Origin of the sequence: Micromonospora sp. NPDC051300 (assembly GCF_044455315.1) — a bacterium.
Lineage (GTDB): Bacteria > Actinomycetota > Actinomycetes > Mycobacteriales > Micromonosporaceae > Micromonospora > Micromonospora robiginosa.
In genome coordinates, this window is record NZ_JBITEP010000012.1 from 44256 (window position 1) to 68075 (window position 23820).

Here is a 23820-nt window from a genome sequence, read left to right on the forward strand (position 1 = left end):
TCAGACCCGTTGCTCGCCCAGCCCGGCCACCTCGGTGGCGGGCGCCCAACCCTGGTAGACGCCGAAGTCGAACGCCTCCAGCCCCATCGCCTCCGCCACCGGCCAGCGTCCGCCGGTGTACTCCACCCGCAACCAGCCCTCGTGCTCGGCCAGCACGATGAACGGCTGCCCCTGCCAGGTGCAGGTGGTACGCACGTACGCCAGGTCGTCGACCTCGACCGCCGGCACCACCCGGACGTACCGGCCGGGGCGTACCTCGGTGAAGCCCTCGCCGGGTTCCGGCTGGTAGAGGCGGACGTCGTCGCCGTCCGGGCTGGCCTGGTACTCCCGGCCGTGCCAGCGGGCCACGTAGCCGTCGCGGGTCACGCCTCGTCCGCCTTCCGCCAGAGCAGCGCGTCGGTGTCCAGGACCGCGACCAGCCGGGCGTCGCCGTCCGCGCCCACCCGCCACAGCTCCGCGCCGTGCGGCAGGCGGGCACTGTCCACCTTGAACTCGGCGACCACGTCACTGCTCTCGCCAGGTGCGAAGCCGTTGCCGCGGAACGGGGAACGTTCGATCACCCAGCCCTCCATCGCGCGCATCGCGGCCTCGTTCTGCCCGCCGTACGGGATCCGGTAGAGGCTCGGCCGGTAGGCCGGCCAGCGCAGCAGATAGAGCTCGTCGTCGTCGCGGGAGAACGGGGAACCGGGGTGGCCGAGGCCGAGAGCGTCGTACAACTCCGCCGGGGTACGCAGGTGGGCCAGCTCGCCGGCCCGGTGCACGAAACCGGAGACCCGGTCGTAGCCACGCTCCAGGTAGTAGGCGAGCTGACTGGCCGCGATCGCCTTCTGCATCGTCACCGGCCGGCTCGGCGGAGTGACCGGGGCGTCCGTCCGGGGCTGGGCCTTCGGGGCCGGCGCGGCGGCGGCCGGCTCCGGCTCGGTCTCCGGGTCGTCGCCGAGCCCCACCTCGGCGGCCCAGTTGGCCAGCGCCAGGACCTGCTCCCCCGGGTACGCCGCGCCGACCGGGCTCCCCGGGTTCACCAGGAACGACCAGTTCTCGTCCGGCCACCGCCGGATGAGCTGCACGAACTTGACCCGCATCGTGTCGACCGGGCCGGCCGCGTGCTCGGCGAGCCGCTCCGGCGACGTGTAGGCCACCACGTACCGCACCCCGTCGACCGTCTCGGTGCGCCAGGAGAAACCCTTGTCACCGGGACGACTGCCCGGCGCCGAGTCGAACGCGACAGGCAGCAGCACCCGGGCCAGCAGCAACGTGGTGAGAAAGCCGTCCCCGTTCCCGCTGCCGGCCGCGGCCAGCAGTTCCTCCTCCACCTCGTTCGCCGGCTCGAAGTCCGGATCGTCCCCCGGGGCGGAGGTGTCAGTGGTCGCCGGCGCGACAGCGGTCCGCTCGACGTCACCGGGCCGGTACGCCGCCTCCCCGTCCCGGTCCGGCCTCGCCGGCTCCCCCGACGGCACCGGCGCGAACAGCGCGGTGGTCGACTCCTCCGGCGCCGACGCGAACAGCGCGGTGGTGGACTCCTCCGACGCGCCCGGGGCGAACAGCGCGGTGGTGGGTTCCTTCGGCGCCGTCGTCGGCGCGAACAGGGACGTGGTCGGCTCGGCGGGAGCCGCCGGCACGAACGCCGTCGTCGCCTCCGCCGGCCCGGCCGGGTCGAACAGCGACGTGGTCCGTTCCACCGGCACCGTCGGCGCGAACAGCGCTTCGGTCGACTCCGCCGACGCGAACGACGACGCGGTCGACTCCTCCGACGGCACCGGCGCGAACAGCGACGTGGTCGGCTCGGCGGGAGCCGCCGGCACGAACGCCGTCGTCGCCTCCGCCGGTGCGACCGGGTCGAACAGCGACGTGGTCCGTTCCACCGGCACCGTCGGCGCGAACAGCGCTTCGGTCGACTCCGCCGACGCGAACGACGACGCGGTCGAGTCCTCCGACCGCACCGGCGCGAACAGTGACGTGGTCGGCTCCGCCGGGGGCGCCGGCACGAACGCCGTCGTCGCCTCCGCCGGCCCGGCCGGATCGAACAGCGACGCGGTCCGCTCCGCCTCAGACGACGACGCGAACGACGACTCCTCCGACGAGACCGGCGGGAACGACGACGAGACCGGCGGGAACGACGACGAGGTCGCCTCCTCCGGCGAGACCGTGGCGAACAACGAGGTCGGCAGCTCGGCCGGGGATACCGGCTCCTCCGGCGAACGCGGCGGGTATCGCGTCGTCGTCGGCTCGTCGGCGACGGGTGTCGACGGGGAGGGCTCGTCCGGCGACGACGCGAACAACGGGCTCGTCGGCTCACCGAAGGACGCGGTCGGCCGGGTGAGCGGCACGGTCAGGTCGTCCGGTCCGGCCACCGGTGAGAGCGGCACCGTGGCCGCTTCGGCCGGCGCTGGCACGTCGGCCGACGGCGCGGCGGGCCGTACCCGTGCCGGCGCCTCCGCGGCGTAGCCGTCGTCGGCCGGCGGCGGCGACCAGGCCGGCGCCGGCTCGATCAGGTCGCGGGCCTCGATGACGATGCCCTCGATGACGATCGGCGCGAAGTCGCGGCGCGGCGCGGGCGGCGCGGACACCGGTTCGGCCAGCGACGGCGGCAGTTCCTCCGCCTTCACCGGCCCGTCGAGGGCATGCCAGCCGGGGGCGTCCCGATCCGGGTCGGCCGGCGCCCGCTCGTCGGGAGCGGGCGCGGCCGGGACGGGATGCCGGCGGGGCAGCGTGCGGGTGGCGTCCTCGGGCGGGCGGGCGGGCTGGAACGGCGCGGCCGCCTCGGCCGGACGGGACGGTGCCGGCTCGTCCGCCCCCACCGGGAACGCCCGGGTCGGGTCCTCGCGTACCGGCTCGTTGAGCGGCCGGCGTCGTGGGAACGGCTGGCCGCCGGCGAACCGGGACGGCGGGGTCGCCCGTTCCCCGGACCGTCGGGGCGCGTCCAGAGGCGAGGACCGTCGGGTCGAACGCCCGGAGGTGGGCTCGAAGAAGGATCGGGCCGGCGGTGGTGGCGGGGCCACCGGCGCGTCCTCGGCCGGCGCGGTGCGGCCGGCCGCGAACGGGTCCGGCTCGTCCGGTCGGCGACGCAGGTCGGTGAGCCAGCCGTCGAGCGCGTCCGGTGCGGCTCCGTCGCCGGGCGCGGCCCGGCCCCGGTCGCCGACGGCCGGCTCGCGGCGGCGGGGCGAGGCGGCCGGGACACGGCGACCCAGGACCGGAACGGTCCGCATCGGTACGGTCGCCGGCTCCTCGGGCTCCGCCACCCGGGCGGCCCGGTCGGGCGGGACGGGCGGCGCGGTGGTGGCGGGAGCCGGAACGGACGGGTCCTCGCGGGCGGTGGCGCCGTTGCGGGCGGCCCGGGTGGCGCTCTCCACCCGCTCCAGGCGGGCCCGGGCGCCCATGGTCCGGCCGGGCAGCCGGACGTCACCCCGGGCGAGCTGGGCGACGTACCAGGCGGGTAGGTAGCCCTCGACCGGCAGGCCCGGGTTGACCGCCAACCACCACTCCTGGTTGGGCCAGGCGGCGGCCAGGTCCGCGTACGGGAGGCGGCGGGTGGCGCCGGCGTTCTCGCCCAGGCTCGCCCGCAGCGCGGCGACGGAGGTGAACGCCAGCACGTGCGTCCGGCCCCCGGAGGTCCAGGTGCCCCAGCCCGCGGCCGACCCGTTGGCGACCGGCAGCACCAGATCGACGCGGGTCAGCACGCGGAAGTATTGTTGCTGGTCCTGCGCGTGCAGCGCGTCCCGCATCGCCACCTCGGCCTCGGTGGCCGGTTCCCATCCGGTCACGGCCACCTCTCCTTCCGTGAACAGGCCACAGGCATCGCCTACAACCTACAAGGTGGTATCAAGATCACAATGCTTGGCCATCGACGGACGACCGCGGCGTCGGCGAGGCGCTAACATCCCGTTCCGGAGTCGACACATTACGGAGGTCGTCGATGGCTCGGCCCTTCGCGCGCCCGGCCCTGGCCGCCCTGGCGACCCTCCTCGTCACCGGCCTGCCCGCCGCTCCAGCGGCGGCCCGGGCGCCGTCCGGCTGCGCCACGCCGCCCGCGCCGGCCCGTCCGGTGGCCGAGCAGCCGTGGCCCCAGCAACGGTACGCGCCGGAGCGGCTCGCCCCGCTCGCGACCGGCGCCGACGTCGTGGTGGCGGTGGTCGACTCGGGGGTGGACCGGTCCCACCCGCAGCTCGCCGGCCGGGTGCTGGCGGGCGCGGACTTCCTCGACCCGGGCGGCGACGGCACCCGCGACTGCGCCGGACACGGCACCGGGGTGGCGAGCATCATCGCCGCGACGGCGCGGCCGGGCGTCGCGTTCCGCGGGCTCGCGCCGGGCGCGCGCATCCTGCCGGTACGGGTGAGCGAGCAGCAGGTCGTCGAGGGTCGGGAGTCGGGGCGCACGGTCGACGCGGCCGGCTTCGCCCAGGCCGTCCGCTGGGCGGTCGACCACCACGCGGACGTGCTCAACCTGTCGGTCGTGCTCTACGCGGACGACCCGGCCGTACGCGCCGCGGTGGCCTACGCGGTGCGGCGGGACGTGGTGGTGGTGGCCGCCGCCGGCAACCTGCACGACAACGGTGACCCCCGGCCCTATCCGGCGGCCTACGACGGGGTGCTCGGCGTGGGCGCGATCGGGCGGGACGGGGTACGCGCCGCCTTCTCCCAGACCGGCGCGTACGTCGACCTGGTCGCTCCCGGCGGTGAGGTGCTGATGGCCGCGCCCCGGCAGGGCCACCGTCGGGCGGAGGGGACCAGCTATGCCACCCCGTTCGTGGCCGCCACCGCGGCGTTGCTGCGGCAGTATCGCCCGGGGCTGAGCGCCGCCGAGGTCGCCGCACGGATCCTGGCCGCGACCGACCCGGCGCCGGGGCGGGGCGAGGGCTACGGCGCGGGGGTGCTCAACCCGTACCGCGCGGTGACCGAGTCGCCCGGCGGGGTGGACGCGCGACCCGGGGGTGCGGTCGTGCTGCCCGCCGACCGGCCGGACCCCGCCGCGCTGACCCGCCGGTCCCGCCGCGAGACCGCCCGGGACCGGGCGCTGCTGGTGGCCGGCGCGACAGGCGCGGTGGCGGTGCTGGTGGCGGTGCTGGCCGTGGTGCTGCCCCGGGGAGCACGCCGACGTTGGCAGCCGCCCGGCCCGGCCTGACCGGCGGAGGCGGCCCGGGTGGGGCACCCGGGCCGCGCCCGACTCAGTGGAACAGGTTGGCGTTGCGCTTCTCGGTGTCGAGGTAGTCGGCCGCGGAGTCCTCCACGGCGAGCTTGATGTCGCGCAGCATCGCCTGCATGTCCTGGGAGGCCGCCCGCCACCGGGACTGCCGCTGCTCGTAGGCCTCACGCGCCTCGCCGTTCCAGCTCGCCACCAGCGGCGCGGCGTCGCGTTCGAGCTGCGCGAGCTGGCTCTCGAGGGTGGTCAGCGCCCGTTGGATGTCCGCGCCGGCCTGTTGCAGGGCGGCGAAGTTGACGACCAGCACACCGTGCTCCATGGGTCCTGTCCCTTCCGATGCTCTAGAGCGGCAGCTGGATGCCGCGGTTGGTGCCCGACACCCGGCCGGCGGCCTCGGTGTCGGAGACGTCGTAGTGCCGGCCGGCGCTGCGGATCGCGGTGGCGGTCTCGCGCAGCGCCCGCTGCAGAGCCGCCTGGTCCTGCGCCCACTGCTGCTTGACCTGCGTGAACGAGCGCCCACCGGCGCCCCGCCAGGCCTGCTGCAGCACCTCCAACTCGGCCATCAGGCCGCTCAGCATGGTCTGCAACGACTGGTCGACCTGCTCGAACTTCGCGGCGGTCTGCTGCATCACCGCGGCTTCTGCCTGGGTCTGGGACATCCCGGACGTCACCTCGTCTCCTCGGTCGTGGCTGGCCACCGAGGTGACCACCGTGGACTCGTCGACGCGGCGCTCGCGGCCGCCGGAGGGGAGGGGACGGCGGGCGCACACGTGACGATTTTCGTCGCTGACGGTAGCCGTCCCAGTCCGGTTCTGCTACCCCCCGGGTCTCCCCTGTGGACAACGACGCCACTACGATGAGCCACGGCGGCGTCACCCGGCGGGCCGGACGAGGAGGTGTGGTGACCGCGACCGCGACCGACCGGCCCACCTCCCCGACTGCGGCCACACCACAGTGGAGGCGACGGTCGACCACGACAGTGCGCGCGGGCCAGGTGGTGACCACGCAGGTCGCCGCCGCCGTCCTCGTCGCCGCCGCGGGGCGCGGGGTCGTGCCCACCGCCGTCGCGCTGCTGACCGCGACACTGCTGCTGCCCGCCGCATGGGTCAGGTTCCGGGGCCGCTGGTTGCACGAGTGGACGACCGTCGCCCTGGCGTACCTCGGTCGGCGTCGCGCCCTTCCCGCGCCGGCCGATCCGGCGGCGCTGCTGGAGCTGGTCGGTCCGGGCACGGTGGTGCACGCCGCGGAGCTGGCCGGCGGCCCCGCCGCCGTGCTGCACGACGAGGCCGGGCTTACCGCGCTGCTGGAGCTCGGCGATCCGGACGACCTGCTCGGCGACCACCCGCAGGCCCTGCCGGCGCCGCACGACCTGCTTCCCCCGGCCGGTCCGGAGATCCCCCCGGTCCGGCTCCAGCTCCTGTTCTCGGCGTCCCCCGCGCCCGCGCCGGCCGTCGCCGCCGGTCCGGCCGGCACGTCCTACCGCCAGCTCACCGACGGCCGGCTGGCCGGGCGCGCCCGGGTGGTGCTGGCGGTCCGGGTGGTCCGGGCCGACGGTTGGCCGGACGACGAGCTGCTGCGCGCGCTCACCGGCACGGTCCGCCGGATCGTCCGCCGGCTCGGGCCGCTCGTCGGCCGTCCGCTGGGCGTACCGGCGGCGCTGCGGGTGATCGCCGAGCTGGCCCACCACGACGCCGGCGCACCGGCCCGGGAGACCTGGTCGATGCTCACCGTGGGTGGGCTGCCGCAGGCCACCTGGCGGCTGCGCCGCTGGCCGGACCCCCGGGGTGAGGCCGCTCGCTCGCTGGTGCCCCGGTTGCTGGCGGTGCCGGCCACCGCCACCACCGTCGCACTCTGCGTCGGCCCCCGCACCGACGCCGCGCCGGTCCCGGCCGAGCTGACCGTGCGGGTGGCCGCCGGGAGCGCGGCGGAGCTGGCGGCGGCCGAGCGGGCGCTGGGCCGGGTGGCCACCGATGCGGGGGGAGAGCTGCGCCGCCTCGACGGCGAGCACCTGTCCGGGCTGGCCGCCACCCTGCCGCTGGCGGTGACCGGGGCGGACGCGCCACCGTCCGGCTCCGCACCCGCCGCGCCGGACCTGCCGGTCGGCGGTTCCGGCCTGATGGTGGGTGCCAACCGGCGTGGCGGTCCGCTCACCGTCCGGCTGTTCCGGCCGGCGACGACGCGGGTGGTGCTGGTCGGCGGGGTGCCGGCCGCGCAACTGATCGTCCTGCGGGCGCTGGCGCTCGGCGCGCGGGTGGCGGTGCAGACGGCCCGGCCGCGGGGCTGGGAGGCGTACGTCCGGGGGGTCGGGGCGGCGGTGCCGTTGCTCCCGCCCGGACGGCCGGTCGGCGGCCCGCCCGGTTCGCCGTTGCGGCCACTGCTGCTGGTGGTCGACGCCGGCCCGGTGCCGCCGGAGGCCGGCCCGGCGGCGGCCTGGCAGACCGTGCTGGTGGTGCGCGACGAGCTGACCCCGGCGGACGTGCCCGCGTTGGCCCGCGCCGACCTGACCGTCCTGCAACCGCTCGACCCGGCCGAGGCCGCGCTGGCCGGCACGGCGCTCGGCCTCGGCGCCTCCGCCGACTGGCTCACCCGGATCCGCGACGACATGGTGGCGGTGGTCAACCGGCGGGCGCTGCGCTGGGCGCTGCTCTCCCCCACGCCTGTCGAGTCGCAGCTCGTCGGTCGCCCGGCCCGGCGCTGAGCCGGCTGCCACGGGTTCCGCCGGCCGAATCGGCGTGGCACGATCCCGGCCATGGATTTTCTGAAGGGTCTTCTGATCCGGTTGGGCACGACGGCGGTGGCCTTCTGGCTCGCCACGCTGCTCATCCCGGGCATCTCGCTGGACTCCGAGTCGGCGACCGAGACGGTGATCACGCTGGTGCTCGTCGCGGTGATCTTCGGGGTGGTGAACGCGGTCCTCCAGCCGATCATCAAGACCGTCGGCTGCGGCTTCTACCTGCTCACCCTCGGCCTGATCGCACTGGTGGTCAACGGCTTGCTCTTCCTGCTCACCAGTTGGATCGCCGGGGAGGCCGGCCTGCCCTTCCACGTGGACGGGTTCTGGCCGGCCGCGGTGCTGGGCGCGCTCTTCGTCGGCATCGTCACCTGGATCCTCGGCGCGGTCCTCGACCGCGACTGACCGGTCCCGGCCGGTCGCCGCCCGTCCGGCGACCGGCCGTCCGACCGGCGGGAAACCGACCGGCGTACGACCTGGGCGCCGCACTACCCTCGGCCTGGTGTTCACCGTGACCCGCACCGACGGCTACCTGCTCAGCACCGACCCGGACCGGCTCGACCTGGACCGGGTGCACACCTGGCTCGCCACCGACGCCTACTGGGCGCTCGGGCGGGAGCGGGAGACGGTCGGGCGCGCGTTCGCCGGCTCGATCGGCTTCGGCGTCTACCGGCCTGGCGACGGCCGGCAGGTGGCGGTCGCCCGGGTGGTGACCGACCGGGCCACCTTCGCCTGGCTCTGCGACGTCTACGTGGACCGGGCCGAGCGGGGTCGCGGGCTGGGCACCTGGCTGGCCGGCGGCGTCCGCGACCACCTGGCCGAGCTGGGCGTACGCCGGATCCTGCTGGCCACCGTGGACGCGCACGGGGTGTACGCGAAGCTCGGCTTCCAGCCGGTGGCGGCGGAACGGTACATGGAGCTGGACCAACGCGTGACGCCCATCACCGGAAAGGACCAACAGCCAGCTTCACCACTTACGGTGGAGCGGTGAACCAGCTCCGCCTCGGTTACCTCTACGGCATCGGCGCGTACCTGCTCTGGGGCTTCTTCCCGATCTACCTGAAGCTGCTCCGGCCGGCCGGGCCGGTGGAGATCCTCGCCCACCGGATCGTCTGGTCGGTGGCGTTCGTGGCGCTGCTGCTGGCCGCGATGCGCCACGTCGGCTTCCTGCGGACGCTGGCCCGGCGGCCCCGGGCGCTGGCCGGCATCGCGCTCGCCGCCGCGCTGATCGCGGTCAACTGGGGCACCTACATCTACGGCGTGAACTCCGACCGGGTGGTGGAGACCGCGCTCGGCTACTTCATCAACCCGCTCGTCTCGGTGCTGTTCGGCGTGGTCGCGCTGCGGGAGCGGCTGCGTCCGGCGCAGTGGGCGGCGCTCGGCGTCGGCGCGCTCGCGGTGGCGGTGCTCACCGTCGACTACGGGCGGCTGCCCTGGCTGGCGCTCACGCTCGCGTTCAGCTTCGCCGGCTACGGCCTGGTCAAGAAGCGGCTCGGCCTGCCCGCCGTCGAGGGGCTCTTCGTCGAGTCGGCCGTGCTGGCGCTGCCCGCCCTGGCCTACCTCGCCTGGTTGTCGGCGGACGGCGGGCTGACGTTCGGCCACGTCTCGGCCGGACACACCGCGCTGCTGGTGCTGGCCGGGGCCGCCACCGCGATCCCGCTGCTGCTCTTCGCCGGCGCGGCGAACCGGCTGCCGCTGTCCACCGTCGGCATGCTGCAATATCTCGCCCCGATCCTCCAGCTCGGCTGCGGCGTGCTGCTGTTCCACGAGCCGATGCCGCCGGCCCGGCTGGCCGGTTTCGCGCTGGTCTGGCTGGCCCTGCTGGTCTTCACCGCCGACGCCCTCCACCACGCCCGCCGCCGCCCCCGCCCCGCCGATCTTGCACTTACCGCCCCGGCAGAAAGGGCGAACCGCCCGTAACGAGGGCCGTAAGTGCAAGATCGCGGGAGTGGAGAGGGCGGGTCAGCGGAGGTCGTAGGAGAGGACGGGGGTGTCGGGGGCGCGGCGGAGTTCCAGGCGGACCAGTTCGCCCCTGGTGAACCGGGTGACACCGGAGAAACGCAGGTCGTCGCCGGGAGCGGCCAGCCAGGAGCCGATCTGCTCGGTCGCGCCGTCCGGGCCGTGGGCCACCAGCCGGAACGTGTACGCCTCGCGGTGCCCGGCCCGCCTGTCGTAGCCGCAGTGCATGGTGACCTCGGTGCCCCACGGCGTCTCGGTCAACCCCACCTCGGCGTGCACCGGCGCGGTGCCGGCGACCGGCCGCATCGAGGTGAGCGCCACCGGCCGGGTGGCCGGCTCGGCCGGCGGCCGGACCACGGCCACCCCGACCCCGGCCAGCACCGCGAGCACGGCGGCGGCGAGCGCGGTCACCGCGTACCGCCGGCGGGAGCGCGACCGGTCACGGCGCCGGCGCTCCCGGGCGGCGTCGAGCAGTCCGGGCACCCGGGATGCCTCCGGGCCGACCTCCAGGAACTGCTCCAGCCCGGCCGGGTCGAGCCGGCCCAGCAGTCCGGGCAGCACGGCGATCTCAGCCACCGCCTCCCGGCACTGCGCGCAGCCGGCCAGGTGCCGCTCGTAGGCGGCCCGGTCGGCCGGGGCGAGGGCACCCAGCACGTAGGCCCCGTCGTCGTGCGCGAACTCGCAGCGGGTCATCCGGTCACCCCCATCTCGGCCAGCACCAACCGCAGCGAGCGCAGCGCGTAGTGGGTGCGCGACTTCACCGTGCCCGGCGGCACGCCCAGCCGGGCGGCCGCCTCCGCCACCGACCGCCCCTGGTAGAAGCACTCGACGAGCACCTCGCGGTGGGTCGGGCTCAGCCGGTTGAGCGCCTCGGCCACCGTCCACGCCTCCACCGCACGCTCCGTCTCGTCGACCGTCTCGGCGGTTTCCGGCAGTTCGTCGGTGTAGACCTCGCCGACCCGGGCGGAACGGCGACGCCACGCGTCGATGGCCAGGTTCCGGGCGGTGGTGAAGAGCCAGGCGCGGACCGAACCGCGACGCGGGTCCAACGACTCCGGGTGCCGCCAGGCGCGCAGCAGCGTCTCCTGGACCAGGTCCTCGGCCCGCGGCCGGTCGCCGTTGACAAGCCTCAGCGCGTGCGCGAACAGCGCGTCGGCGTGCTCGTCGTGCAGCGCGCGCAGCAGTTGGGCGTCGTGGTCACTGATGGCGGTACCTCGCTTCCGGCGGCGGGGAGACCGGCGATGCGTCCGCCCTTCCATACGTGCCGTGACGCCGAACGGTTCAGCCGCAGGTCAGGCCGGAGCTGTTCACGCCCGGTTCACGTTCGGGCCGACCGACGCTCACCGCGCCCTGGCACCGTCCGGCGGGTACGCGCCCGGGCCGACCGCCCGGCGCGCCTTCCCCAGTCCGATCAGGAGGCTCCACCTCATGAGCGACCGTCCTCGCCTGCTTCCGCTGCTGGGCGGCACCCGCCACGGCAGTCGCGACGCGATGACCTGCCTGTACCGGTGCGGCAACGCCTGCGACCACCCGGTGCCCAACCGCTCCGACAACCCGTACTTCGGGGATCTGGTCGACGCCGAGGTCTCCCGGCGCGGCGTGGTCCGGGCCGGCGCGGTAGGCGCGCTCGTGCTCGGCTTCGGCGGCGCCGCCGCCGGTGCGCTGGCCGGCGCCGCGCCGGCCGCCGCGGCGCCCGCCACCCCGGCCGCGCCCGGCACGGACCCGGCCGCCGCCGCTGCCGCCCGCCCGGGGAGCGGGGCGCTCACGTTCAAGCCGATCCCACCGAACAAGCTGGACACGCTGGTCGTGCCGAACGGCTACGACCACGCCGTGGTGATCAAGTGGGGCGACGAGGTGGTGCCGGGCGCGCCGGCCTTCGACGTACGCCACCAGAGCGCCGCCGCCCAGTCCCGGCAGTTCGGCTACAACAACGACTTCGTCGGTGTGCTGCCGATCGACCGCAGGCGCGCGCTGCTCGTGGTGAACCACGAGTACACCAACGAGGACCTGATGTTCCCCGGCTTCACCGGCCAGGACGCGTTGACCGTGGAGCAGGTGCGGGTGGCGATGGCCGCGCACGGCATGTCCGTGGTCGAACTGGAGCGGGTGGCCGACACCGGCCAGTGGCGGCCGGTACGGCGCGGCCGGCGCGAGTACAACCGCCGGGTCACCGCGCTGGCCACGAAGTTCGAGCTGACCGGACCGGCCGCCGGTTCGGCCTGGGTCCGGACCGCCGCCGACCCGAAGGGCCGGACGGTCGTCGGCACGCTGAACAACTGCGCTGGCGGGGTCACCCCGTGGGGCACCGTGCTCTCCGGCGAGGAGAACTTCAACCAGTACTTCGTCGGCGGCGACGGCGCACCGGAGGAGCTGAAGCCGAAGCTGGCCCGCTACGGCATCCCGACCGACGTGCGGTACCCGAGCGGCAGCCGCAAGTGGGACCGCGCCGACGAGCGCTTCGACCTGGCGAAGCACCCGCACGAGGCGCACCGGTTCGGCTGGGTCGTCGAGATCGACCCGTTCGACCCGGAGTCCCGGCCGCGCAAGCACACCGCGCTGGGCCGGGTGAAGCACGAGGGCGCCAACGTCATCGTGGCCCGCAGCGGGCACGTGGTCGCGTACATGGGCGACGACGAGCGCTTCGACTACCTCTACAAGTTCGTCTCGGACAAGAAGTTCATGCCGGGCAACTCCTGGGTCGCCCGCAAGCACAACCTGACGCTGCTGGAGTCCGGCACGCTCTACGTCGCCCGGATCGAGGGCGACAGCCCGGCCGCTGAGATCGACGGCACCGGCACGCTGCCCGCCGACGGTGGGTTCGGCGGCCGGGGCCGGTGGATCAGGCTGGTCAGCGGCAACCGCTCGTACGTCGACGGGATGACCGCCGCCGACGTGCTCACCTTCACCCGGCTGGCCGGCGACAAGGTGGGCGCGACCAAGATGGACCGTCCCGAGGACGTCGAGCCGAGCCTGCTCACCGGCAAGGTCTACGTGGCGCTGACCAACAACACCGACCGGGGCAAGGCCGGCAAGGCGCCGGCCGACGAGGCGAACCCGCGCAACGCCAACAAGCACGGCCAGATCCTGGAACTGGTCGAGGACCGGGGCGACAACACGGCCGAGACCTTCGCCTGGTCGCTGCCGATCGTCTGCGGCGACCCGGCCGACGCGTCGACCTGGTTCGCCGGCTACGACAAGACGAAGGTCTCGCCGATCTCGTGCCCGGACAACGTCGCGTTCGACGCCACCGGCAACCTCTGGATCTCGACCGACGGCAACGCGCTGGGCAGCAACGACGGCCTCTTCGCCACCGCCGTCGAGGGCCCGGAGCGGGGGCACCTCAAGCAGTTCCTCACCGTGCCGCTCGGCGCGGAGACCTGCGGACCGTTCATCGCCAAGGACAACCGGTCGGTCTTCGTGGCCGTGCAGCACCCGGGTGAGATCTCCGGCGCGTCGGTGGAGAACCCGGCCTCCACCTGGCCGGACGGCGACTTCGCCAAGCCCGGCGTGGTGGTCACCTGGCGTCTGGACGGCGGCGCGATCGGCAGCTGAGCCCTCCCCGGGGCGGTCCGGCGCTGGACCGCCCGCTGACGGGCCACCATCCCGCCAGGATGGTGGCCCGCTCAGTTCTCGGTGGCGATCCCGTCGGCGATCGCCCGCGCGGCGGTGAGCAGCTTGGCCCGGACCACCCGCGCGGACGTCATCATCTCGCCGGCCGGCAGCGCGCAGGCCAGCACCACCCGCCGCTCGATGTCCTTGTCCGGCGCGACGAGCACGGCGGCGCACGCCACGCCCTGCCGGAACTGGCCCAGCTCCAACTGCATGCCGCGCCGGTCACCGGCGGCCAGGTCGGCCTCGAACGCCTCGACGGTGGTGAGGGTGGCGGTGGTGAACGGACGCATGCCGTATTCGCGCAGGTAGCGGAAGCGCTGCTCGGCGGTGAGCGTGGCGAGCAGGCTCTTGCCGAGCGCGGTGGCGTGCGCGCCCTCGTCGAAGCCGGGCACCAGGTCTTCCATGTAGGGCGAGCGCGGCCCCTCGGCGCACGCGGTCACCGCCACCTGCCCGCCGACGAAACGGCCCAGGTAGTGGCTCCAGCCGGTGTCGGCAGCGGCCCGGCGCAGGGCCTCACCGACCGGCGGCGGCCCCCGGAACGCGGTGACCAGTTCCCGGTAGCGGTCGGCGATCTCCAGCCCGACGATGTACGTCCCGTCCTCGCGCCGGATCACGTAGCCCTCGTACGCCAGCGTGCGGACCAGATGGTAGGTGGTGGCGACGGTCAGCTCGCAGCGGCGGGCGATCTGCTTCACGGTCAGGCCCCTCGGCGCACGGCCGACCGACTCGAGCACTCGAAGCGCGCGGGAGACGCTGCGGATCAGGTCCGAAGGTTCCGCCAGGGGGTCGCGCACAACCACCTCCGCCGCCGGGGACTTACACCATATGAAAAAGAGGCCGAGTGCGAAATGCCTGTTCGGGTCGAGGATGCCAGATCGACGGACACACAGGGTGCACCGACAGACACGATCAGCAGCAAAAACGCGGCCGGCGTAGGTTGGCCGACGATGACCGAAACAATTTCACGGACCGGCCCGCCGGTGTCCGGACGGGCGGTCCGGGTGGGCGCGGGCGCCACCGTCACCACGATCGCCTGCGTCCTGCCGGTCTTCCTGGTCGGCGGCCTCGCCGTCCAGCTCGGCGACGAGTTGGGCTTCAGCCCGACCGGGCTGGGCCTGGCCGTCTCCGTCTACTTCGGCATCAGCGCGCTCGCCTCGGTGCCCTCCGGCGCCCTGGTCGAGCGGTACGGCCCCGCCCCGGTCGCCCGGGTGGCCGTCGGGCTCTCAACCGGCTCGCTGCTGGCCGTGGCCGCTCTGGCCCGCTCCTACCCGGTGCTGGTGGCGCTGCTGGCGCTCAGCGCCGCCGCCAACGCCCTCGGTCAGCTCGCCAGCAACGCCGCGCTCGCCGAGCACGTGCCCGCCCACCGCCAGGGGCTCTCCTTCGGCGTGAAGCAGGCCGCAATCCCGCTCTCCACGCTGCTGGCCGGCGCGGCGGTGCCGACCGTGGCGCTGACCGCCGGCTGGCGCTGGGCGTTCGTGGCGGCCGCCGGGGCCGCGCTGGCCGCGCTGGCGGCCGTACCCCGGACCGACCGGGACCGGCGGACCGGGAACCGCCCCGCCGGCCGGGGCGGCGGCACCGGCGCGCTGGTGGTGGTCGGGCTGGCCGCCACGCTGGCGGCCGGCGCGGCGAACGCGCTGGCCACGTTCCTGGTCGACTCGTCCGCCGGGCGAGGGCTCCCACCCGCCCTGGCCGGTCTCACCCTGACCCTCGGCAGCGCGGTCTGCGTGGCGGCCCGGGTGAGCGTCGGCTGGTTGGCCGACCGCCGGGCGGGCGGACACGTCGGCGTCGTCGCCGGGCTGCTGCTGGCGGGCTCGGTGGGGCTGCTCCTGCTCGCCGTCGCCGGCCCGGTGCCGCTGGTGGTGGGCGTCGTGCTCGGCTTCGGGCTCGGCTGGTCCTGGCCCGGGCTGCTGAACTTCGCGGTGGTCCGGCTCCACCCGCAGGCCCCGGCCGCCGCCACCTCCATCACCCAGACCGGGGTGTACGCGGGCGGCTGCCTCGGCCCGCTCGGCCTCGGCGCGCTGGCCGGCGCCGCCGGTTACCCGGCGATGTGGCTGACCGCCGCCCTGGCCATGCTCCTGGCCGCCCTGCTCATGCTCCTCGGCGCGCACCGCCTGGCCCGTCCCGCCTGATCCCGGTCCGCCCGGCCCGTCCGCAGTTCAGTGCCACGCCCGCCTGGGCGGCGCCGTCACGCGCCGGACGGGCCACCGTTCGGCTGCCGGCCCGCGTGCCGTCCCGAGCCGAGCCGATGGACCAGGGGCATGCGGGCATGCCGGGCCGGCAGCGCTGACGGAAAGACATCAATTCTTAGCGGTATACCGGAGAGGCATAATTATGCCTCTCCGGTATACCGCTTACATGCCGCCTATTCTTTCCAGGGACTACGTTCGGTAGCGGCGGTCGGACCCGCACACCCGCGACCCCATCAGGCCGGAGCGGGCCGAGGCGCGCGAGCCGGACGAGGGTCAGCTCGTGCGGTCGGCGATGTAGTCGCAGAGGGACTCCAGCGCGCGACGCGCCGGGCCCTCGGGCAGCGGGGCCAGGCGGGCGCGGGCCTCCTCGGCATAGCTGCGCACCGTCTCCCGGGCCCGCTTCAGCGCCGGGGACTCGCGGAGCAGGGTGAGCGCCTCGGCGTGCAGCGCGTCGTCGACAAGCGGGCCGGTGGCCAGGATCTCGCGCAGTCGCACGCCTGCGGCGTCCGCGTCGTCGCCGGCCAACGCGTAGAGCACCGGCAGGGTGGGCACGCCCTCCCGCAGGTCGGTGCCGGGCGTCTTGCCCGACTGCACCGACTCGCTGGCGATGTCCAGCAGGTCGTCGGAGAGCTGGAAGGCGACGCCGATGACCTCGCCGTACCCGGCCAGGGCCTCGACGTGCGCGGCGGACGCGCCGCCGAACATGCCGCCGAAGCGGGCGGAGGTCGCGATCAGCGAACCTGTCTTCTCGGCGATGACGTGCAGATAGTGCGCCACCGGGTCGGTGTCGCGCGGGCCGACCGTCTCGGCGATCTGGCCGTGCACCAGGCGGGCGAACGTGCGCGCCTGCAACCGGACCGCCTCGGGGCCCAGATCGGCCGCGATGTCCGCGGCCCGGGCGAAGAGGAAGTCGCCGACCAGGATGGCCACCGAGTTGGCCCAGCGGGAGTTGGCGCTCGGCGCGCCCCGCCGCACGGCGGCCTCGTCCATCACGTCGTCGTGGTAGAGCGTCGCCAGGTGGGTGAGCTCCATCACCACGGCCGCAGGCACGACCTGGGCGGCGTCCGGGTCGCCGAACTGGGCGCCCAGCGCGACCAGCAGCGGGCGGAACCGCTTGCCGCCGGCCTCCATCAGGTGCCGGGCCGCCTCGGTGACCAGCGGGTCGGCGCTGGTCACGCTCGCGCGCAGCTCCGCCTCGACCCGGTCGAGCACGCCCAGCACGGACGCCTCGACGCGCGGGTCGGCGAGATGCAGGCCGAGCGCGCCGAACTGACCTGAACGCTCGCCAGCCGGATTCACCACGTCTTCAACCATGCCACACCCGTTCGACCTGCTCGGTGAGGGGGATACGGACCGGGGGCCGGCACGCCACGGCGTACCGGCCCCCGGGTGTGACCACCTCTGTCATCGAACGAATTCGGCGGCACCGGTGGTCAGGTCGAGCAGGGGCCCGGGGACCACGCCGAGGACCAGCGTGGCGAGCACGCCGATGACCAGGGCCGCGGAGGTGAGCGCCCCGGGCACGGTCACCGTCGGGGTGGCCTCACCCGGCTCCGAGAGCCACATCATCACCACGACCCGCAGGTACGGGAACGCCAGCACCATGCTGGTCAGCACACCCGCGATCACCAGCCAGGCCTGGTTCGCCTCCAACGCCGGCCCGAAGACCGCGAACTTGCTGGTGAAGCCGCTGGTGAGCGGGATGCCGGCGAACGCCAGCAGGATGAACGTGAAGATCGCCGCGAAGAACGGCGAGCGGCGGCCCAGCCCGGCCCAGCGGGACAGGTGGGTGGCCTCCCCGTCGGCGTCCCGCACCAGCGTCACCACGGCGAACGCGGCGAGCACCGAGAAGCCGTACGCGGCGAGGTAGAACATCGTGCCGGACAGCCCCTCCTTGCTGGGCGCCAGCACACCCACCAGCAGGTAGCCGGCGTTCGCGATGGACGAGTAGGCCAGCAGCCGCTTGATGTCCGTCTGGGTGACCGCCAGCACCGCGCCGACCAGCATGGTCAGCACCGCCACCACGCCGATCACCGGCGTGAAGTCCCAGGAGGCGCCGGCGAACGCGACGTGGAACACGCGCAGCAGCGCACCGAACGCGGCGACCTTGGTGCAGGCGGCCATGAATCCGGTTACCGGCGTCGGTGCGCCCTGGTAGACATCAGGCGTCCAGACGTGGAACGGGGCCGCGGCGGCCTTGAAGAGCAGGCCGATGGCGAGCAGCGCCATGCCGGCGAAGAGCAGCACCTGGCTGGACGAGGACTCGCCGACCGCGGCGTGCACGGTGGCGAAGTCGACACCCGCGCCCCGGCCCGGGATCCCCGAGGTGAAGCCGTAGATCAGGGCCACGCCGAACAGGAAGAACGCCGAGGCGTACGCGCCGAGCAGGAAGTACTTCATCGCCGCCTCCTGGCTCAGCAGCCGCCGGCGGCGGGCCAGCGCGCAGAGCAGGTAGAGCGGCAGGGAGAACACCTCGAGCGAGATGAACATGGTCAGCAGGTCGTTCGCCGCCACGAAGATCAGCATGCCGCCGATCGCGAACGAGATCAGCGGGTAGACCTCGGTGGCCCCACCGACGCCCTCGGCCTGCTTGCGGTCCTCCGGCGACTCGGCGGTCACCGCGGCGTGCGCCACGAAGGCGCCGCCCCGCTCCACCGTGCGCTCGCCGACGAGCAGCAGGGCCATCACGGCCAGGACCAGGATCGCGCCCTGGAGGAAGAGCGTCGGCCCGTCCACCGCGAGCGCGCCGCCGGCGGTGATCACCCGGACCTCGGACTTGAGGATCACCATGGTGATCGCGGCGAGCGCCGCCACCAGGGCGAGCCCGAGCTGCACCGCGTTGCGCAGGCGGCGGGGCACGAACGCCTCGACCAGGACGCCCAGCAGGGCGGCGCCCAGCATGATCAGGATCGGAGCGAGCGCCGCGTAGTCGATCGACGGCAGCTTGAGCTCGGTCATTTCGCGGCCTCCTGGACGCTTCCGACCTCAGGGGCGGGGTCGGACTTGCCGACGTCCTGCATGGTCGCCTGGACGGCGGGGTTGATGACATCGGTGACCGGCTTGGGATAGAAGCCGAGCAGCACGATCAGCGCGATCAGCGGCGCGACGACCACCTTCTCGCGCAGGCTGAGGTCGCGCCGCATGCCCTCGACCTCGGTCAGCGCCGGGTTCAGCGTGCCCTGGGTGGTGCGCTGCACCATCCACAGCACGTACGCCGCGGCCAGGATGATGCCGAGCGTGGCGATCACCGCGACCGGCTTGTTGACGGTGAACGTGCCGATCAGCACCAGGAACTCGGAGACGAACGGCGCCGTGCCGGGCAGCGCCAGCGAGGCCAGACCGGCGAAGAAGAGCACGCCGGCCAGCACCGGCACCAGCTTGCCCGCGCCGCCGAAGTCGCTGATCAGCGCCGAACCGCGCCGGGCGATCAGCATGCCGACCACGAGGAACAGCAGGCCGGTGGCGAGGCCGTGGTTGAGCATGTAGAGCACCGCGCCGGTGCCGGCCTGGGTGGTGAAGGCGAAGATGCCCACGCCGATGAACCCGAAGTGCGCGATCGAGGTGTACGACACCAGCCGCTTCAGGTCGTTCTGCCCGACCGCCAGCAGCGCGGCGTAGATGATGCCGATCACGCCGAGCGCCAGCGCCCACGGCGCGAACCAGCGCGACGCCTCCGGGAACAGCGGCAGGCAGTAGCGCAGGATGCCGAACGTGCCCACCTTGTCCAGCACGCCGACCAGCAGCGCGGCGGCACCGGCCGGGGCGGCGCCACCGGCGTCCGGCAGCCAGGTGTGGAACGGGAAGAACGGCGCCTTGATCGCGAACGCCAGGAAGAAGCCGAGGAACAGCCAGCGGGCGGTGTTGGTGGCGAACTCCGCCTGGCTCAGCGTCTGCCAGTCGAAGGTCTTGCCGCCGACCACCCAGAGGCCGATCACCGCGGCCAGCATGAACAGGCCGCCGACGAGCGAGTAGAGGAAGAACTTCACCGCCGCGTACTGCCGCTGGTGGCCACCGTAGCTGCCGATCAGGAAGTACATCGGCACGAGCATGACCTCGAAGAACACGTAGAACAGGAAGACGTCGGCGGCGGCGAAGACGCCGATCATCGTGCACTCGAGGACGAGCAGCAGCGCGAAGTAGACGGGCACCGAGCGCTTCGACGACTCGGCGTCGTGCCAGGACGCCAGGATGACCAGCGGCACCAGGATCGCGATCAGCATCAGCATCACCAGCGCGATGCCGTCCACCTCGAAGGTGAACCGCACGCCCCAGTTCGGGATCCACGGGTACGACTCGCGGAACTGGAACCGGTCGCCGCCGGCGGAGAAGGCGAACCACATCACCACCGAGAGCACCAGCACCAGCAGCGACCAGCCGAACGCCACCAGCTTGGCCAGATCCGGCCGGCTGCGTGGCAGCAGCGCCACCACCAGGGCGCCGACCAGCGGCGCCACGGTCAGCACCGAGAGGAACGGGAAGTTGGACATTATTCGGCCTTACCTCCGTCGTGACTGCGTGGCCCGCCGGCGGGGGCGGCCGCGTTGCTGTCGATCACGCCAGCCACCCCGCCTGCACCGCCAGGAACGCCGCCACCACGAGCAGCGCGCCGGTCAGGATCGAGGTCGCGTACGACCGCACGAAGCCGGTCTGCAGCCGCCGGAGCCGGCCCGAGCCACCGCCCACCGCGGCGGCGAGGCCGTTGACCAGCCCGTCGACGCCCCGGTTGTCGAGGAACACCAGCGCCCGGGTGAGGAAGATGCCCGGCTTCTCGAAGACCGCCTCGTTGAAGGCGTCCGTGTAGAGGTTGCGGCGGGCGGCGGTGACCACCACGCCGGCCGGCTGCGGCTCGGTGGCCGTGCCGTTGCGGAACAGGAACCAGGCCAGCCCGGCGCCGAGCACAGTGATCAGGATGGAGAGGATGGTGATCACGGTGTGCGAGAGCACGCCGTGCGCCTCACCGCCCGCCTCCTCGCCGAGCACCGGCGTCAGCCAGGACACCACGCTGTCGTTCAAGGTCATCAGACCACCGGCCACCACCGAACCGGCGGCGAGCAGGATCAGCGGGATCGTCATGAGCTTCGGCGACTCGTGCGGGTGCTCGATGTCCTCGGTCCACCGCTTCGGGCCGTGGAAGGTGAGCACGAAGAGCCGGGTCATGTAGAACGCGGTGAGGCCGGCGCCGAGGAGCGCCGCGCCACCGAAGAGCCAGGCGGTCCAGCCCTCCCGCTCGAACGCGGACGCGATGATCGGCTCCTTGGAGAAGTAGCCGGAGAGCGGCGGGATGCCGATGATGGCCAGCCAGCCCATCATGAAGGTCAGCCAGGTGATCTTCATGTACTTCGACAGCCCGCCGAAGCGGCGGATGTCCACCTGGTCGTTCATGCCGTGCATGACCGAGCCGGCGCCGAGGAACATGTTGGCCTTGAAGAAGCCGTGCGCCAGCAGGTGGATGATGGCCAGCGCGTACGCGCCTCCACCCAGGCCGACGCCGAGGAACATGTAGCCGATCTGGCTGACCGTGGACCAGGCCAGCACCCGCTTGATGTCGTCCTTCGCGGCGCCGATGACGCAGCCCAGCAGCAACGTGAGCGCGCCGACGCTGACCACCACGAGCTGGAGCGTCTCGTTCGCCGAGAAGATCGGGTTGGAGCGGGCGATCAGGTAGACGCCCGCGGTGACCATGGTCGCGGCGTGGATCAGCGCGGAGACCGGGGTGGGGCCCTCCATCGCGTCCGGCAGCCACGCCTGGAGCGGGAACTGGCCGGACTTGCCGGCCGCGCCGAGGAGCAGCAGCAGTCCGAGCACCAGCACCGTGGTCGAGGTCATCGAGCCGACCCCGTTGAACACCTCGTCGTACTGGGTCGTGCCGAGCATGGCGAACATGACGAAGATGCCGATGGCCAGGCCGGCGTCGCCGACCCGGTTCATCAGGAACGCCTTCTTGCCCGCGGTGGCCGCGCTCGGCCGGCCGTACCAGAAGGAGATCAGCAGGTACGACGCCAGGCCGACGCCCTCCCAGCCGAAGTAGAGCATCACGTAGTTGTTGCCGAGCACCAGCAGCAGCATCGCGGCGACGAACAGGTTGAAGTACCCGAAGAACCGCCGCCGGCCCTCGTCGTGCGCCATGTACTCCACGGCGTAGAGGTGGATCAGGAAACCCACCCCGGTGATCAGCAGGACGAACACCGCGGCCAGCGGGTCGAAGAGCAGACCGAAGTCCACCTTCAGGTCGCCGACGGTGATGAACTGCCAGAGGCTCGACTGGACCTGCTTGTTCTCCAGGCCGCGGAGCTGGAAGAAGTAGGTCAGCCCGAGCACGAACGCGGCGCCGATGGCGGCCACGCCCAGCCAGTGACCCCAGCGGTCGGCCCGCCTGCCGAGCAGCAGCAGGACCGCCGCGCTGACCAGCGGGATCGCCACCAGCAGCCAGACGCTGCCCAGCAGGCCATCCGCAGTAGCGAATTCCACAGTCTGTTCCACCGCAGACCCCTCAGTACTTCAGCAGGTTGGCGTCGTCGACGCTGGCCGAGCGCCGGGTCCGGAAGATCGCCATGATGATCGCGAGCCCGACCACGACCTCGGCCGCCGCGACCACCATCACGAAGAACGCCATGATCTGGCCGTTCAGGTCACCGTTGATCCGGCTGAACGTGACCAGGGTAAGGTTGGCCGCGTTGAGCATCAGCTCGACGCACATGAACAGCACGATCGCGTTGCGCCGGACCAGCACGCCCACGGCGCCGATGGTGAACAGCACCGCCGCGAGGATCAGGTAGTAGTCGGGGGTCACTTCTCCGTACCCTTCAGTGCGGTCTCCTCCGACGTCAGCTCGCGCACCGGCATGATCTCCGGGATGCCGCGGTCGGTCAGCCGGCCGTCCGGCAGGCGGGCCGGCGTGGCCACCGAGGACGAGGTGGCGAAGACGCCCGGGCCCGGCTTCGGGCCGGGGTAGTTGCCCGGACGGAACCGCGCCTTCATGGTGGCGACCTGGTCCATCCGGTCCTCCTTGCGCCGCTCCACGTGCGCCAGCACCATCGCGCCCACCGCGGCCGTGATCAGCAGCGCCGAGGTCAGCTCGAAGGCGAAGACGTACTTGGTGAAGAGCAGCCGGGCGATGCCCTGCACGTTGCCCTCGGCGTTCGCCTGGTCCAGCCCGACCGCCTGGACGCCCTTCAGCGCCCGGTAGAGCCCGGTGCCGACCAGGCCGGCGAAGCCGAGCCCGAGCACCACCGCGGCGACCCGCTGGCCGCGCAACGTCTCGATCAGCGAGTCGGACGCGTCCCGGCCGACGAGCATCAGCACGAACAGGAACAACATCATGATCGCGCCGGTGTAGACGATGATCTGCACCATGCCGATGAACGGCCCGGCCTGGAGCACGTAGAACACGCCCAGGCAGAGCATGGTCAGCACCAGCCAGAGCGCGGAGTGCACCGCGTTGCGGGCCCACACCATGCCGAGCGCCCCGATCAGGGCCAACGGCGCGAGGATCCAGAAGGTGACCTCCTCGCCCCCGGACACCTCGCCCGCCGCGGCGAGCACAGTCTGCGTGGTCATACCCCTGCTCCCTTGCCCGCCTCGGACCGCTGCGCGGCCTGCTCGGCGCCGGGGAAGGTCACGCCGGGGTGCTCCTCCACCGGATACCGGCCGCCCGCCGGCGACTGCTCGGCGCCGGCCGAGGTGCCCGGGTTGGTGAGCGCGCCGACGTAGTAGTCCTTCTCGCTGTCACCGAGCCGCATCGGGTGCGGCGGCTGCTCCATGCCCTCGAGCAGCGGCGCGAGCAACTGCTCCTTCGTGAAGATCAGGTCCTGCCGGTTGTCCCGGGCCAGCTCGTACTCGTTGCTCATGGTGAGCGAACGGGTCGGGCAGGCCTCGATGCAGAGCCCGCAGAAGATGCACCGGGCGTAGTTGATCTGGTAGTTGCTGGCGTACCGCTCACCCGGGGAGAAGCGCTGCTCCTCGGTGTTGTCGCCACCCTCCACGTAGATCGCGTCGGCCGGGCAGGCCCAGGCGCACAGCTCGCAGCCGATGCACTTCTCCAGCCCGTCCGGGTGCCGGTTGAGGATGTGCCGCCCGTGGTAGCGCGGCGCCGAGACCGGCGGCTTGAACGGGTAGTCGGTGGTGACGACCTTCTTGAACATGTGCGAGAAGGTGACCCCGAAGCCCTTGAACGTTCCGGTGATCGCGCCCAC

General features: G+C 73.4%; 21 protein-coding genes. 7 read left to right on the plus strand and 14 right to left on the minus strand.

Annotated features, from left to right (window positions below; translation table 11 throughout):
* Complete coding sequence (locus ACIA5A_RS15655) at positions 1–366, minus strand: hypothetical protein (RefSeq protein WP_396761883.1); 366 nt, start codon at positions 364–366, stop codon at positions 1–3.
* Positions 363–3761: an SseB family protein gene (locus ACIA5A_RS15660; RefSeq protein WP_396761886.1), complete on the minus strand. Its 3399-nt coding sequence runs from the start codon at positions 3759–3761 to the stop codon at positions 363–365. The genes ACIA5A_RS15655 and ACIA5A_RS15660 overlap by 4 nt, the downstream gene beginning before the upstream one ends.
* 152 nt (positions 3762–3913) lie before the next feature.
* Here ACIA5A_RS15660 and mycP point away from each other — a divergent pair, with 152 nt between their 5' ends.
* Positions 3914–5119 carry a type VII secretion-associated serine protease mycosin gene (gene mycP / locus ACIA5A_RS15665; protein ID WP_396761889.1) on the plus strand — a complete coding sequence of 402 codons (1206 nt, stop codon included), beginning with the start codon at positions 3914–3916 and terminating at the stop codon, positions 5117–5119.
* Positions 5120–5162: 43 nt separating this feature from the next.
* Here mycP and ACIA5A_RS15670 read toward each other — a convergent pair whose 3' ends face one another.
* Together ACIA5A_RS15670 and ACIA5A_RS15675 are read right to left on the minus strand one after the other, a co-directional pair.
* A complete protein-coding gene (locus tag ACIA5A_RS15670; protein WP_181571333.1) occupies positions 5163–5456 on the minus strand; it encodes a WXG100 family type VII secretion target in 294 nt (97 codons plus the stop codon).
* Between the two features lie 22 nt (positions 5457–5478).
* Positions 5479–5796 (minus strand): WXG100 family type VII secretion target, encoded by a 318-nt coding sequence (locus ACIA5A_RS15675; protein WP_396762235.1) that lies wholly within the window; start codon positions 5794–5796, stop codon positions 5479–5481.
* Positions 5797–6038: 242 nt separating this feature from the next.
* Between ACIA5A_RS15675 and eccE the strand changes: the two genes are divergently transcribed.
* From eccE to rarD, 4 genes are all read left to right on the plus strand, one after another.
* Positions 6039–7835, plus strand: a complete 1797-nt coding sequence (gene eccE, locus ACIA5A_RS15680) for a type VII secretion protein EccE (protein ID WP_396761893.1) — start codon at positions 6039–6041, stop codon at positions 7833–7835.
* 51 nt (positions 7836–7886) lie between these two features.
* A complete protein-coding gene (locus ACIA5A_RS15685; protein WP_396761895.1) occupies positions 7887–8273 on the plus strand; it encodes a phage holin family protein in 387 nt (128 codons plus the stop codon).
* Between the two features lie 97 nt (positions 8274–8370).
* Entirely contained in the window at positions 8371–8859 is a 489-nt protein-coding gene (locus ACIA5A_RS15690; RefSeq protein ID WP_396761897.1) for a GNAT family N-acetyltransferase, read from the plus strand.
* Positions 8856–9788, plus strand: a complete 933-nt coding sequence (gene rarD, locus ACIA5A_RS15695) for an EamA family transporter RarD (protein WP_396761900.1) — start codon at positions 8856–8858, stop codon at positions 9786–9788. The genes ACIA5A_RS15690 and rarD overlap by 4 nt, the downstream gene beginning before the upstream one ends.
* A gap of 42 nt (positions 9789–9830) precedes the next feature.
* Here the strand turns inward: rarD and ACIA5A_RS15700 are convergent, their stop codons facing one another.
* Positions 9831–10520: an anti-sigma factor family protein gene (locus ACIA5A_RS15700; protein ID WP_396761903.1), complete on the minus strand. Its 690-nt coding sequence runs from the start codon at positions 10518–10520 to the stop codon at positions 9831–9833.
* On the minus strand, positions 10517–11086 hold the full coding sequence (locus ACIA5A_RS15705; RefSeq protein ID WP_358038414.1) for a sigma-70 family RNA polymerase sigma factor: 570 nt from the start codon (positions 11084–11086) through the stop codon (positions 10517–10519). Before ACIA5A_RS15705 ends, ACIA5A_RS15700 begins: the two co-directional genes overlap by 4 nt.
* 169 nt (positions 11087–11255) lie before the next feature.
* Between ACIA5A_RS15705 and ACIA5A_RS15710 the strand changes: the two genes are divergently transcribed.
* Complete coding sequence (locus tag ACIA5A_RS15710; RefSeq protein WP_396761907.1) at positions 11256–13379, plus strand: PhoX family protein; 2124 nt, start codon at positions 11256–11258, stop codon at positions 13377–13379.
* A gap of 71 nt (positions 13380–13450) precedes the next feature.
* Here the strand turns inward: ACIA5A_RS15710 and ACIA5A_RS15715 are convergent, their stop codons facing one another.
* The gene (locus tag ACIA5A_RS15715; RefSeq protein ID WP_396761910.1) at positions 13451–14233 is read right to left on the minus strand and encodes an IclR family transcriptional regulator; all 783 of its coding nucleotides are present in this window, start codon (positions 14231–14233) and stop codon (positions 13451–13453) included.
* A 153-nt stretch (positions 14234–14386) separates the two neighbouring features.
* Between ACIA5A_RS15715 and ACIA5A_RS15720 the strand changes: the two genes are divergently transcribed.
* Positions 14387–15568: an MFS transporter gene (locus ACIA5A_RS15720; RefSeq protein WP_396761913.1), complete on the plus strand. Its 1182-nt coding sequence runs from the start codon at positions 14387–14389 to the stop codon at positions 15566–15568.
* Positions 15569–15901: 333 nt separating this feature from the next.
* Here the strand turns inward: ACIA5A_RS15720 and ACIA5A_RS15725 are convergent, their stop codons facing one another.
* The 7 genes from ACIA5A_RS15725 to nuoI all read right to left on the minus strand — a co-directional run bounded on the left by ACIA5A_RS15725 (position 15902) and on the right by nuoI (position 23820).
* Entirely contained in the window at positions 15902–16942 is a 1041-nt protein-coding gene (locus ACIA5A_RS15725) for a polyprenyl synthetase family protein (protein ID WP_396761916.1), read from the minus strand.
* A 90-nt stretch (positions 16943–17032) separates the two neighbouring features.
* Positions 17033–18586, minus strand: coding sequence for an NADH-quinone oxidoreductase subunit NuoN (gene nuoN, locus ACIA5A_RS15730; protein WP_396761919.1), 1554 nt, complete (start codon positions 18584–18586; stop codon positions 17033–17035).
* A complete protein-coding gene (locus tag ACIA5A_RS15735) occupies positions 18583–20115 on the minus strand; it encodes an NADH-quinone oxidoreductase subunit M (RefSeq protein WP_396761922.1) in 1533 nt (510 codons plus the stop codon). The genes nuoN and ACIA5A_RS15735 overlap by 4 nt, the downstream gene beginning before the upstream one ends.
* 64 nt (positions 20116–20179) lie before the next feature.
* Positions 20180–22108: an NADH-quinone oxidoreductase subunit L gene (nuoL, locus tag ACIA5A_RS15740; RefSeq protein WP_396761925.1), complete on the minus strand. Its 1929-nt coding sequence runs from the start codon at positions 22106–22108 to the stop codon at positions 20180–20182.
* 10 nt (positions 22109–22118) lie between these two features.
* Positions 22119–22418, minus strand: a complete 300-nt coding sequence (gene nuoK, locus ACIA5A_RS15745; RefSeq protein ID WP_089154544.1) for an NADH-quinone oxidoreductase subunit NuoK — start codon at positions 22416–22418, stop codon at positions 22119–22121.
* On the minus strand, positions 22415–23185 hold the full coding sequence (locus tag ACIA5A_RS15750; RefSeq protein WP_396761928.1) for an NADH-quinone oxidoreductase subunit J: 771 nt from the start codon (positions 23183–23185) through the stop codon (positions 22415–22417). Before ACIA5A_RS15750 ends, nuoK begins: the two co-directional genes overlap by 4 nt.
* Positions 23182–23820 (minus strand): NADH-quinone oxidoreductase subunit NuoI, encoded by a 639-nt coding sequence (nuoI, locus tag ACIA5A_RS15755; RefSeq protein WP_181571319.1) that lies wholly within the window; start codon positions 23818–23820, stop codon positions 23182–23184. The genes ACIA5A_RS15750 and nuoI overlap by 4 nt, the downstream gene beginning before the upstream one ends.